We start from the raw sequence: 12,225 nt of genomic DNA on the forward strand, positions 1-12,225 counted from the left end.
AGCGAGCGGCTTTGGTTACTTTGGCCAAGACCAAAGTAACCCGCCGTAAGGGCGGAAAGGTGACTATGCGTCGACATCACAAATGAATGCGCATACAACCTCAAAACAAACAAACAACAAACAACAAACACATAAACCACTAGAATCAAGAAACGCCAGAAGCCCACACTAACTTCTGGCGCTCCTCCATAAGCAACAACCTATTCCAACAACATCCCTCCATACCAACGGCATCAGACACATACCCCCAGGCTAACCCCGCCCCCCCTCAAGGCTGCTGATACTGACTCAGGTACTTGTCCACCACCGCCGAATCCCCCTCCTGCGCCACCTGCCACAACCGCCGCTCGATCCCCTGCGCCAGCAAGTGCCCCACCGCCGCCTCGATCGCCGACAGCACGCACAACTGCGCCGGCTCGTTGGTGGTATACCCCACCTCCGCCTCCAGCAGCTTCTTGAACTCGATGAACTTGAACACCCCCGCACTGCGCCCGACCGAGTAGATGGTCTTGCTGGTCATCACATTCGCCAGCACCTGCCCCGAACGCACATCCACCGCCCGCAGGTTCACGGTCACCTGGTCCACCCGGTACTCACGCGAGATGTCGATACCCAGATACCGCGCCCCCTCTCCACCACTGCGCACGTTGGTGTCATAGGCGATGATCCCGCCTTCGAGCATCAGGTTGGCCGCCTGCAACGGCGGCAGCTCGGCCTGGATGTTTTCCGGCACGTCGGCCTTCTTCTGCGAGGCGCGGATGATCTTGCGCTCGGTCAAGAGGTTCTGCAGCCCCTCACGCTCCAGCACCACGAACCAGCCACTGGCATTGAGCGCGTCCATCAGCATGCTCGCAGCCCCCTGGGTGACACTGGTGGAGAACGAGCTGGCCGGGGTCGGCTTGTACTGCCCGGTCTGGTCGCGGAAGCCATACACCACCGCCATCAACCGCCCACGTGGGCGCGGCATGTTGACCAGGTCGTAGTAGGTCGAGGCCCGCGGGGTCAGGGTCGGGGTGTCGGAATCCTGTTCGGCCGGCATCGGTTCGCGCAGGCCGCAGCCTTGCAGGCCAGACAGGGCGGTGATCAACAGCAGCGTGCTCAGCAGACGTTTCATGGTTGTGCTCTCCCCACAATAAAGACCCGTCCCTCTCAGGGGTTCAGGCCGCTCACCTGGATGATCGAAACTTCGCCAGTGGCACGGTCGGTGACCTTGATGCTCAAGGCCCCGGCGTTGTCGATGACGTCGATCAGGAAGGCATCGGTGGACATGCTGCCGGTGTTGCCGTTGCTGATGTTGTCCAGCAACTGGCCAAGCAGGCGTGATTCCAGCTGGTTGGTGAAGCGCTCCAGTGCCGAGGTGCCGGTGAAGGCACTGGTGCGCTCCTTCAGGTCCGGATCGTCGTAGTCGTTCTGCGCCTGGGCGTTGTTGAGCAGCCAAGTGCCGTTCAACGGGTTGCCACCGAAGGCCGGGTTGACCGGGGTGTACACCAGTTCCGTGGCCAGCGCCTGGCAACCGATGCCGGCGGCCAGCAGGCAGGCAGCGACGCGTTGCGTTGTGTACTTGCTCATAGCTCGTCCCTCTCCAGATCGGTGGTGTCCTGCAGCAGCCGTTGCAATTTGCGCTGGACAATCTGCTGCCTGACCAGGTCGGCGGCCTCTTTGGCCTCTTCGGTGAGTTGCGTGGTGTTGGGTGGCAGAAAGCGCCGGTACACCACTTCGCGTTCGAACTCCACGGTCACCAGGCTGCCCCAGCGGGCATCCGGGCGTTCGCGCACCACCAGGTTGAAATCCAGGCGGCTGGTGGCGCGCAGGCGGTCGGCGAAGTAGTAGTAAAAGTCGTGGCCGATGTGCGAGATGGTGTTGTCGACGATGAAGCCCTTCATCTCGTCCTCTTCGTTGGCCCATGCCGGCGCCTGCAGCAGCGCCAGGCACAGGCCGAGCATCAGCAGCGCGCGGCTCATGGCGCATCTCCCTGGCCGGCATGCTGACGGGCGCCAGCGGCGCTTTCGGCAAAGGCCTGCTCGGCGACGAACTGCCAGTCGCTGTAGTGCTCCAGCCCTTCGAAGGCACTCCACAGCGCATCGAAACCACTGCGTTTGAGGGGCATGGCCTCGGAGCGGCTGTACACCCCGGTGATGCGCCCGTCGACGGCACGCATCAGGCCCCAGTCCTCGCCCCCACCGACCGGGTCGGGGTAGAGCCTGCGGATATGCCGCTGCGCTGCCGGGAAGCGATTGTCTTCGAGCAGGTCGGCCAGTTCCTGCGGGTACTGGGCCAGCCCCGGCGAGGCACGGTAGTAGCTGCGCAGCGCCTGGGCGTACTGCCCGCCCACCCACAGCAACTGGCGCTCGCGTTCGCGTTGGGCACTGGTGGCCCACAGGGTGCCGGTGGCGGCCAGGGCAATGCTGCTGACGGCAATCAGCAACAGCACGCCCAGGTAGGTGAAGCCGGCTTCACCATTCGGCATAGAGGCTGCCATCGCGCGCCCTCCCTGTGGCCCCGCTCTTGATATCCGCCACCCCGCCGGCCACCCCTTCGGGCGGCGGCACCAGCTGCCAGCTATCGCGGCGCTCGCTGATCGGGTCCAGCGGGGTGTTGCGCAGGTAACGCTGCTCCACCAGTTGCTCGAGCGAATCGGGGTATTGCCCGGTGTCGCCGTAGTAGTGGTCCAGGGCCTCGCGCAGTACCGCCAGGCTCTGGCGCAGGGTGGCCTCGCGCGAGGCGTCGAGGCTGTTGAAGTAGCGCGGCATGGCAATGGTCATCAGGGTGGCGATGATCGCCATCACCACCAGCAGTTCGATCAGGGTGAAGCCTTTGCTGGGTTTCATCGGCGTCACCATTGCCCGTAGGGGATGTTGTTGAGGCCTTTGCCGCGGGCCTTGGAGTACACATCGAAGACGTCCTGGCCTTCCCGGGGGTTGTCCGCGCTGCTGTCGTAGGCGCGCAGGCCCCAGGCGCCGTTGTCGTCGGCCTTGGCCGCCTGCAGCGGGTCGTGCGGGATGCGCCGCAGGAAGTAGAACTTGGCGCCCTTGGCACTGCGCACATCGCGCACGCCCTCCACCAGCACCTGCAGGTTCGGCGGGTAACCGCTGCCGTCCAGGCGCTTCTCGATGTAGCCGGCGTCGAAGGCGCGCTTGTAGGCGTCGATGGCGTCGCGGATCTGGTACAGCGCCTCGCGCAGTTGCTGCTCCTTGCCACGCCGTACCATGGTTTCGGCCAATGGCGCGGCCATGCTGGCGAGCAGCCCGAGCAGCGCCAGGGTCAGCACCACCTCGATCAGGCTGAAGCCCTGCTGGCGGCGTTTCATGGCCGTGGCACCACGCGGGCGGGGGCCGGGACCACGGCCATCTGGCCCTGGGCGGCGGGTTCGGCATCCGAGTCGGTCGGCAGCGCCTCGCTCGGTACCGGCAGCGCCATCTGGCGCACCTGCAGGCTGGACTCGGTGCCGGTGCCGAACTCCATGTCCGACGGGCTCTGGTACGGCAGGTTGCGCACGATGCGCGGGGTGATCGCCAGCACCAGCTCGGACTTGCTCATGTCGTCCTTGTTGCTGCCGAACAGCCGACCCAGGCCGGGGATGTCGCCAAGGCCCGGGATCTTGTTGCCGCTGGCGTTGTGGTCGTTGCGCACAAGGCCCGCCAGCACCTGGGTTTCGCCGTCGTGCAGGCGCAGGCTGGTCTGGGCGTTGCGGGTGTCGACCTGGACCGGGATGGTGCCCTGGCGAGTGGCCTCCAGCGGAGTAGCGTTGCTCACCTCCAGCGCCACCTTGATCGCCACTTCGTTGTTCAGGTGCACGGTGGGCTGCACTTCAAGCTTCAGGCCGACATCGAGGTAGGTGACGCTCTCGGTGATCACCGGCCCCTGGGTGGACGGCACCGAGGTGGCGCTGATGATCGGCACCCGCTGGCCGATGTGGATGCGCGCCTGCTCGCGGTTGCTGACCCGGATCACTGGGCTTGCCAGGGTGTTGATGTCCTTGTCCTGGGCATTGATCTTGGCCTGCGGCGCCGGCGAGATGCTGATGCGGCTGGAGTCGATGCCCTTGAGCTGGTCGAGCACGCTGACCGGCTTGCCGTCGTTGCTCAGCACACCGAAGGTGTTCGGCCATTGCAGGCCAAGGTCGAGGATGCGCGAGGTGGCCACTTCCATCACCTCCACTTCCAGCACCACTTCCGGGTTGGACTGATCCTGCGACTGCAGCAGTTTTTCGGCCATGCGGATGGCATCCGAGGTGTCGCGCATGGTCAGGGTGTTGAGGCGCTCATCGACGAACACATCGCGGGTCTTGAGCATGGTCTTGACCATGTTCAGCGCTGTGTTGGCATCGATGCTGGTGAGGTAGAAGGTGCGCATCACCAGTTCCTGGTAGTCCTTGGTCTTCTGCGGCGAGTCGGGGTAAATCAGCAAGGTGTTGTCGTTGACGATCTTCTGGCGCAGCTGGTTCTGCTCCAGCAGCAGCGCCACGGCATCCTCGATGCGCACGTCGCGCACGAAGATGGTGGCCTTCATGCCCGGTGGCAGGTCCTTGTCGAAGATGAAGTTGATCCCGGCTACCTGGGCCAGCACCTCGAAGATGGTCTTCAGGTTGGCGTCGCGGAACTCCAGGGTGACCGGGCGTTCCAGCTTGCTGCGCAGCTGCGGGTAAGGCGTGGCGGTGCGCGCCTGGACGTTCTCGATGTCGCTGCGCAGGGTCATGCCCTTCTGGTTCTGCGGGTCCAGGCGCAGCACTTCGCGCATGTAGCGCTCGGCGCCGAACAGGTCGCCCTGGCGCAGCGCGGCCTGGCCCAGGGCCACGCGCTCGTCGAGGGTGCGGATCAGCTCCAGCTGGCGGATGCCTTCCTGGGCGCGGCGGTTGTTCGGCTCAATGGTCAACACCCTGCCATAGCCCATGCGGGCACCGGCGAAATCGTGGCGGATGCGGTCGCTGTCGGCCTGGGTCAGCAGCGCCTCGACCGCCGCCTGGCGGCCATGGGCCAGGGCGATGTTCAGCTCGGTGTCGCGCGGGTCATCGCGCAGGGCTTCTTCCAGGCGGGCGATGCCGGCCTCGTACTGGCCCTCTTTCATCAGCTCCGCGCTGTCCTTGCGTACACCGCTTGAGCCACATCCAGCGATGGCCACGCACAGGGCCAGCAACATGAACGGAGCAGGCTTGCACAACTTCGAAGGCTTCATGGTGCGCTCCCGACAGACAGGGTCTGTGACTGGTGCAGTGGCAGGTAGACCAGGCTCAGCTCGGTGGCCGAGACCCGGTCGAGGCGGTAGGTGTCTTCGATCACGTCGCCCTGGCGCACGACGTAGAGCTTCTCGCCGTTCTGCAGGAACACCTGCAGGTCGTCGCGGTCGCCCAGCCGGCCGACGAACTGGAACGGCAGCTCCGGGGCGGTGGGGGCCACCACCACGGGGGCGGCGACCACGGGTTGTTCGGTGACGGTGGCCAGGGTTTGCGGGGCGGTCCATTGCTGGCTGGGGAACAGGTCGCGCGAGGGCTTGATGGCCTCATCGCGGGGCAAGCCCGCTCCCACGTCTACAACTGTGGGGGCTTCGTGGGAGCGGGCTTGCCCCGCGATGGTCTGCACACCTTCTTCCTGGCCGAACCAATGCCCCGGCGCCCACGCCAGTGCCGCGCTCAAGCCCAGAAACCCAGCCCACATCACCGCACGCTGAATGTTCATCACGACCTCGACAGGTAAAGGGTCATGCGGACCCGGCCGTTGAGCTCACGGTCGCCGATACGCTTGCGTTGCAGCTCCAGGTCTTCCAGCACCACGGTCGGCAGCTGGGCCAGCAGCGCCTTGAGGAAGCCACGGATCTGCGGGTAGCTGCCGCGCACCGGCAGGACGATCTGGTAGCGCGCCAGCTGGGTTTTCGGGTCCACACCCAGGGCGTATTCACCGCGTGCCAGGCTGATGCGTTCGGCGCTGGCCAGGTGGTACAGGCGCTCGATCAGCTCACTGGCCTGGGGCTGGCCAGGCAGTTGCTGACGCAGGTCGTCGAGCACCTGTTGTTCGGGCTTGGCCTGCACTTTCAGCTCGCCACGCTCCAGGCGTTTGACCTGGACGCTGGCATCGGCCTCGCTGGCGCGCAGTTCACGCACCACCTGCCACTGTGGCAGCACACCCGCCAGGGCCACCGCCAACGCCAGCACGGCCACCAGTACCGCCGCGATGCCGACCCGGCCCAGGCGCAGCGCCGCTTCGTGAAGGATCAGGCTAGGGACGCGCATGGCCGGTCTCCCAGGTGGCAGTGAGGTTGAAACGCACCGGGTGCTCGGCCTGCCCCGCCACCACTTCGTGGTTAAGCAACGACACGTCGCTGAGCTCGGCGCTGCGCTCCAGGCGCTGGTGGTACTGCAGCATGGCTTCGAGGTTGCGGGCCTCGGCGCTGATGCGCACCTGGCCCTTGCGCGCGTCGGGGGTGAGAGTGAGCAGCGCCACGTCTTCCTGGGGCATGGCCTCGAGCATGGCGAACAGCTGCTGCCAGGGCCGTTGCAGTTGCTGCGAAACGCTGCGCATCTGCGCCAGGCGCTCGGCCTGCTCGCGGATCATCGCGCTGCTCTGCGGTGCGGCAGTGGCCGGGCGGCGGCCGAGCTTGAGCTCCAGCTGGTGCACGCGGGCCTCCAGGTCGGCCTGTTCGCCCACCAACTGCTGCTGGGCCAGTACCAATACCGCCAGCACGGCGCCGGCCAGGGCCAGCAGCGACCAGGCCAGCGGGCCACTGTGGCGGGGTTGGAATTCCAGTTCGAGGCGGCGCATGTCAGGCCACCGCCCGCCACATGGCGCACAGCGGGTCGGCCTCGCCGACTACCGTGCACAGCTGCACCGCGGCGAGGGTCGAGGCCACCTGACGCCCCGGCGCATGCAGGTACACCTGGGTGGGGTGCGCGCCATACAGCTCGCAGGTGCGCTCGATCAGCGCCTGCAAGGCCTGGTCGGTGTCGGCGCAGCCCTGCGCCAGCACCTGCTGCCAGGCGCCGTCGGCGGCCAGCAGCAGCACGCTGCGGCGCGGCTCGGCAAGGACGAACAGGAAGTCGCCCTGGGCCAGTTGCGCCGAGCAGCGGTTGTAGGCGGCCATCAGGTACGGCTGCACCGAGCGCAGGCTCAGGCGGTAGTCCCGGCCAAGGTCCTGCAGGCCTTGCAGCAGCGCCTCGGGCAGCGCCGTGGCAATCCGCGCGGCACCGGCAGGCTCCGGCGACAGCACGATGCGCCAGTCATCCAGCACCTGGCCGTAGAGGTTCTCGAAGCACGCCCGGGCATAGGCGTCCAGTTCGCGCGGGCTGCCGATGGCGGCGCTCCAGGGCACCAGGCAGAAGCGGCTGAAACGGGCCGACAGCAACACCCGCAGCGGCGCACTGCGCACCTGGTGTTCGGCCAGCAGCTCGCCGAGCGCATGCAGCGCGGCGGCCCAGGCCGGCTGCGCGGCGTCGCAGCTAAAACCACGGCTGCCCAGCCAGGGCTGTTGCTTACCGTGCCAGCAACCCAGGCCGACACCTTCAGCGCCGAGCACGGCGCAATACCGATCAGCTGATGAATGTGACACGGTTGATCTCCTCGAGGGTGGTGCGGCCGGTGCGGACCAGGTCCAGGGCCGAGGCGCGCAACAGGCGCAGACCGCGCTGGCAGGCCAGCTGCTTGATCTGCGAGAGCGGGCGGCGTTCGACGATCAGTTGGCGCAGGTCGTCGTCCAGGTGCAGCAGTTCAGCGATGGCGCTGCGCCCGCGGTAGCCACTGCCGCGGCACTGGCCGCAGCCCTGGGCGCGCACGAACTGCCAGCCGGCCACGCCTTCACGGCTCAGCCCGGAGGCAGCGAGCAATTCGTCGTCGGCCTCGCAGGGCACCGCGCAGTGGGTGCAGGCCAGGCGCACCAGGCGCTGGGCCAGCACGGCGTTGAGCGCCGAGACGAAGCTGTAGGGGTCGACCTGCATCTGGCTGAAGCGGCCGATCACGTCGAACACGTTGTTGGCGTGGATGGTGGTGAACACCAGGTGGCCGGTGAGTGCCGACTGCACGGCGATCTGCGCGGTGTCCGGGTCGCGGATCTCGCCCACCAGGATCTTGTCCGGGTCGTGGCGCAGGATCGAGCGCAGGCCGCGGGCGAAGGTCAGGCCTTTCTTCTCGTTGACCGGGATCTGCAGCACCCCCGGCAGCTGGTACTCGACCGGGTCTTCGATGGTGATGATCTTGTCCACGCCATGGTTGATCTCGCTGAGCATGGCGTACAGCGTGGTGGTCTTGCCGCTGCCGGTGGGGCCGGTGACCAGGATCATCCCGTAGGGCTCGGCGGCCAGCCGGCGCAGGGCGCGCAGGGTGTGTTCCTCGAAGCCCAGGGCCCGCAACTGCACGCCGCTGACCTTGTCGGACAGGTCCTGTTTGTCGAGCACCCGCAGCACCGCGTCCTCACCGAAGATGCTCGGCATGATCGACACCCGGAAGTCGATCTGCCGCTCGCCGATGGCCACCTTGAAGCGGCCGTCCTGGGGCACGCGCTTCTCGCCGATGTCCAGCTCGGCCATCACCTTGATGCGCGAGATCACCTGCTCGGCGAAGGCATTGCCACTGGCCTTGCCGGCGCCGTTGAGCACGCCGTCGATGCGGTACTTGATGGTCAGGCCCTGGCCGGTCATACCCAGGTGAATGTCGCTGGCATGCTGCTTGAGGGCATCGTAGAGGGTCGAGTTGACCAGCTTGACCACCCGGCTCTGGTCCTCGCTGATGCTGGTCAGCGACAGCCGCTGCAGGGTGTCGGCCTCGCTGCCGACCTCGACCTCGTGGTCGAGCGAGTCGACGGCGTGGAAGCTCTCTTCGTGGCGGGCGAGGAAGGCGGCCAGGTCGGCGGCATGCACCAGATACAGCGGCGCACCCTGCAGGCAGTCATCGATCCAGGCCAGGCGGGCACTGTCGAAGGGGTCGGCGAATACACCGATCGACTCACCCTGGTGTTCGACCAGGGCGAATTCGCGTTTCAGGCACTGGGCCAGGCTGACCCGCTGGAAGGCCGGGGTGCAGGCGAACAGCGCCTGGGTGCCCAGCAGCGGGTAATGCAGGGTGGTGGCCAGGCGTTGGGTGAAGGTGGCGGGGGTATCGCCGGCCAGGCGCTCCAGGCAGGCCAGCAGGCGCTCTTCGCCGGACTGGGTGCGGGCCTGGGCCAGCAGCTCGCGGGGGTAAGCGCCCGTGGGAGCGGGCTTGCCCCGCGATTGCGCCAGCGAATCTGAATCGAATGCCTGGGACATGGCCTGCAACTCCGCTCAGGGGCGGCGCTGCAGGCGGGTGGGCCTTGGGCGCCGCTATTCCCCGGTCAGCAGTTGCTCGTCGTCAGGTTCAGGGGGCCTGACGCCATTACGTCGGCGGTCGGCCAGCACCCAGCTGCCATCGTACAACTGCAGGGGGAACGCATCGTTCCTGTTCTGGCGTCGTTCGACGAACCCCTCGGCGGGAGAATCCGTGGCCCTGCGCTGGCGCTCGATGCCCATCAGGTCGAAGATCGCGCGGGCCAGTTCCATCAGTGGGAACGGCTTGAACAGCACATGGCTCACACCCAGTTCGGCGGCCCGCTCACGCACCTCGACGGTGGGGTGGGCGGTAATCAACACGAAGTGGCATTGCCTGTGGCTGCGCACGGTCTGCAGAACCTGAAACCCCTCCATGTCGGGCAAGCGGTAATCCAGCACAATCACATCCGGCGCCAGCTTCTCGGCCTGTTCGATACCACTGGTACCGTCATGGGCGAGGTGGACCTCCAGGCCTTGCGCCTGCAAATACGCCTGCAGGTTCTGCGCAAGGGTCTGTTCGTCATCGACTACCAATACTCTGTTCACCAAGGTCCACTCCCATGAACTGCCCGGTTTCCCGGTCTGCGAAGTGCGGCCTTGTAGAGGCTTGAGCAGGCTTCGTGCCAGGCATGAAGGGCTATTGCGCGAATCTAGTAAAGCATTGATTTTGTTGAATATCTTTCACATCGTCCGGGCGTGCGTGCAGCCGCTTCCCCACAACCGGGGACACTGATGGCACATTGCCTTGCGGGGTTCCCCCACTAGTGGGGAATTGCCCGTCACGGCCTCAGTCGGGGCGCTCCACTGTAGCGGATTCGCGCAAACGTTGGCGCACCGATTGCCGCGCCTGGGCCTGCAATTGCGCGACGAGCGCGTCCCTGGCCAGGCGTTGGCCCTGTTCGGGTAAGACAGACGTATTATCACTTTGGTTCTGCATTCCTTGCAGCATGTGCCGATTGGCCTGATGGAAGGCCGCGACTTCGGCTGCGGTGGGTTCCTCGACTGCGGTCAACTGGGCGAACGCCAGCTGCGCGGCCAGTTCATGTCGAGTGTAGTCAGCGAAGCCAGGGCGATCGAAGCCGGCCTCCTGCAGGCGCCGCTCGAACAGCGCCGGGCTGCCGAAGGCCGCCTCGAGCCCGGCAATGTGCGCGTCGACCTGCTGGTCGTCGATGACGATGCCCAGGCGCCCCGCTTCCTGCCACAGCAGTTCCTTGTCGATCAGCTCGTCCAGCGCCTGCTCGCGCAGGCGCTGGTACAGGTTGGGGTTGCGGATGCTGGCCACCGCCCGGCCCTGGGCAATCAGGTATTCGCTGAAGTAACGCTCCAGGCGCAGCACACCGATCTCCACGCCATTGACCCGCGCCGCCGGCGCATCGGCCTGGCTGGTCGAGGCCAGCAGCACGAGCAGCCACATCATCACAACGCGCATGGCAACCTCCGTTCAAGGGGTGTCTGGTACGGCGCGGTACGCCGCCACTTCTTCGAAGCCTGGGCCCGGCAAGCGAACCGCCACCACATGGGCGCCGGCCAGGGCCTGGCGCCGCCCCGGGCCGAAGCCCAATGCCGGGGTCAGCCCGGTGTTCACGTCATGCAGTTGCTCCAGGGCGTTGACCAGTTGCTCGCGGCTGGCATCGCGGCCGACCTGCCTGAGCGCTTCAACCAGCAGCCGCCATGCGCACAGCGTGTTGACCTGCAGCGCGGCCTGGCGCGCATCCAGGCCCTGTCGTTGCTGCACGCCCGCCAAGGTCGCGCGGCCCTCGGCGGTCCAGTCGCCGGGGACGAAGGGATAGGCCAGCAACAGCCGTTGCGACCATTGCGCCGGCAGGCCCGGCAGGCTGCCGGCCACCTGGGCCGAGGCGGCCAGCAGATAGGGCTGGCGGCCTTGGGCCTGCAGCGCGGCGGCCAACTCGGTAAAGCCCTGCGCGCGACCGAGGTAGAGGATGCCCTCGCCCGCCACCGCCTGGCCGGCGAAGGCCTGTACCGGAGGTAGCTGCAAGCCCAGCTGGCTCAGGCGTTGCTGCAGGGCTGCAGCGGCAGCGGCCTGATCGTCGCCGGCATACACCACCTGCAGCGCATCGGGCGCCAGGCCCAGGGCAGCGTGGGCATGCAGCGCCACGCTGAGCAACTGCTCGGGCAGGCCGGGCAACGGGTCGAATACCTGCGCGCTGCCGCCATCTCGTGGCGTTGCGCCGATCAGCGGCACGCCGCCCTGCGCCAGCGCGCGGCTGTCGAGCCAGGGCGCCAGCGGTGCGATCAGGGCGAACACCCGCTCTTGTACCAGCAGTGTGTCCAGCGCCCTGGAAGTGCCGGCTGCGTCAAAGCCGGGATCGGCCGTGATCAATTGCAGGCGCCGGCCATGCAGGCCGCCCTGCTCGTTGAGCTGCGCGATGCCATCCTCCAGCACCGCCCGCACCACCCGCCCGGCCTCGGCCAGGGGCCCGCTCTGCGGCAGCAGGGTGCCCAGGCGCAGGACGCCCTCCTCCACGCCCGGGTCGCGTTCATCGCCCAGGCGTTTGAGGTAGGCGGTGAGGTTGCGCTGGTCGGCCAGGCTCAGCTCGAAGCGCGGCATGGCCGGGTCCAGGCGATTGCCGGCCGGGTCGATGCCGGTGCGGATCACCCGCGCCAGGCTGGCGTCGCTGTAGGCCGGGTAACGCCGACTGTTGGTTTCGCGCTCGCCCTGCGCCAGGGCCAGGCGCTGCCAGTCCAGGCTGGGCGGGCGCACGCCGCCCTCGGCGCGGCCGCGGCCATCGTTGCCGTGACAGCTGGCGCAGGGCAGCACGCTGGCCGGCACGCTGATGTCGCTGGCGCCGACTCGGGCCTGCAACTGGGCGTCGCTGCTGGAAATGCCTTCGCGGTACAGGCGTTTGCCGGCTTGTTCGTGTTCGCTGAGGTCCAGGGCCAGGGCTGGGGTGCACAGGGCCAAGGCGAGCCAAAGGCAGGCGCTCGCCAGACGTCCCCCA

Annotated in this window: 15 protein-coding genes; all 15 read right to left on the reverse strand. The window is 67.0% G+C overall.

Features of this window, described 5'->3' with window-relative positions; translation table 11 throughout:
* Window positions 1–268: 268 nt before the first annotated feature.
* Window positions 269–1,114, reverse strand: a complete 846-nt coding sequence (locus tag F6X61_RS21860) for a CsgG/HfaB family protein (RefSeq protein WP_153788498.1) — start codon at window positions 1,112–1,114, stop codon at window positions 269–271.
* Window positions 1,115–1,149: 35 nt separating this feature from the next.
* Window positions 1,150–1,569 (reverse strand): curli assembly protein CsgF, encoded by a 420-nt coding sequence (locus F6X61_RS21865; protein WP_153788499.1) that lies wholly within the window; start codon window positions 1,567–1,569, stop codon window positions 1,150–1,152.
* Complete coding sequence (csgE, locus tag F6X61_RS21870) at window positions 1,566–1,961, reverse strand: curli production assembly/transport protein CsgE (RefSeq protein ID WP_153788500.1); 396 nt, start codon at window positions 1,959–1,961, stop codon at window positions 1,566–1,568. Before csgE ends, F6X61_RS21865 begins: the two co-directional genes overlap by 4 nt.
* Window positions 1,958–2,479: a type II secretion system protein gene (locus F6X61_RS21875; RefSeq protein ID WP_153788501.1), complete on the reverse strand. Its 522-nt coding sequence runs from the start codon at window positions 2,477–2,479 to the stop codon at window positions 1,958–1,960. Before F6X61_RS21875 ends, csgE begins: the two co-directional genes overlap by 4 nt.
* Entirely contained in the window at window positions 2,454–2,828 is a 375-nt protein-coding gene (locus F6X61_RS21880; RefSeq protein ID WP_153788502.1) for a type II secretion system protein, read from the reverse strand. The genes F6X61_RS21875 and F6X61_RS21880 overlap by 26 nt, the downstream gene beginning before the upstream one ends.
* A gap of 5 nt (window positions 2,829–2,833) precedes the next feature.
* On the reverse strand, window positions 2,834–3,307 hold the full coding sequence (locus F6X61_RS21885) for a type II secretion system protein (RefSeq protein ID WP_153788503.1): 474 nt from the start codon (window positions 3,305–3,307) through the stop codon (window positions 2,834–2,836).
* Window positions 3,304–5,172 carry a secretin N-terminal domain-containing protein gene (locus F6X61_RS21890; RefSeq protein WP_153788504.1) on the reverse strand — a complete coding sequence of 623 codons (1,869 nt, stop codon included), beginning with the start codon at window positions 5,170–5,172 and terminating at the stop codon, window positions 3,304–3,306. Before F6X61_RS21890 ends, F6X61_RS21885 begins: the two co-directional genes overlap by 4 nt.
* A complete protein-coding gene (locus F6X61_RS21895; protein ID WP_153788505.1) occupies window positions 5,169–5,672 on the reverse strand; it encodes a hypothetical protein in 504 nt (167 codons plus the stop codon). Before F6X61_RS21895 ends, F6X61_RS21890 begins: the two co-directional genes overlap by 4 nt.
* Entirely contained in the window at window positions 5,672–6,223 is a 552-nt protein-coding gene (gene pilO, locus F6X61_RS21900; RefSeq protein WP_153788506.1) for a type 4a pilus biogenesis protein PilO, read from the reverse strand. The genes F6X61_RS21895 and pilO overlap by 1 nt, the downstream gene beginning before the upstream one ends.
* Window positions 6,210–6,752, reverse strand: a complete 543-nt coding sequence (locus F6X61_RS21905) for a PilN domain-containing protein (protein WP_153788507.1) — start codon at window positions 6,750–6,752, stop codon at window positions 6,210–6,212. Before F6X61_RS21905 ends, pilO begins: the two co-directional genes overlap by 14 nt.
* Before the next feature lies 1 nt (window position 6,753).
* A complete protein-coding gene (locus F6X61_RS21910; protein ID WP_153788508.1) occupies window positions 6,754–7,536 on the reverse strand; it encodes a hypothetical protein in 783 nt (260 codons plus the stop codon).
* Window positions 7,517–9,226, reverse strand: coding sequence for a GspE/PulE family protein (locus F6X61_RS21915; protein ID WP_256671400.1), 1,710 nt, complete (start codon window positions 9,224–9,226; stop codon window positions 7,517–7,519). Before F6X61_RS21915 ends, F6X61_RS21910 begins: the two co-directional genes overlap by 20 nt.
* 54 nt (window positions 9,227–9,280) lie before the next feature.
* Window positions 9,281–9,814 (reverse strand): response regulator, encoded by a 534-nt coding sequence (locus tag F6X61_RS21920; protein ID WP_178125869.1) that lies wholly within the window; start codon window positions 9,812–9,814, stop codon window positions 9,281–9,283.
* Between the two features lie 238 nt (window positions 9,815–10,052).
* The gene (locus F6X61_RS21925; RefSeq protein WP_153788510.1) at window positions 10,053–10,694 is read right to left on the reverse strand and encodes a SurA N-terminal domain-containing protein; all 642 of its coding nucleotides are present in this window, start codon (window positions 10,692–10,694) and stop codon (window positions 10,053–10,055) included.
* 12 nt (window positions 10,695–10,706) lie between these two features.
* Window positions 10,707–12,188: an ABC transporter substrate-binding protein gene (locus F6X61_RS21930; RefSeq protein ID WP_256671401.1), complete on the reverse strand. Its 1,482-nt coding sequence runs from the start codon at window positions 12,186–12,188 to the stop codon at window positions 10,707–10,709.
* Between the last annotated feature and the right edge of the window lie 37 nt (window positions 12,189–12,225).

It is taken from the genome of Pseudomonas sp. EMN2, assembly GCF_009650555.1.
Taxonomy (GTDB): Bacteria; Pseudomonadota; Gammaproteobacteria; order Pseudomonadales; family Pseudomonadaceae; genus Aquipseudomonas; species Aquipseudomonas sichuanensis.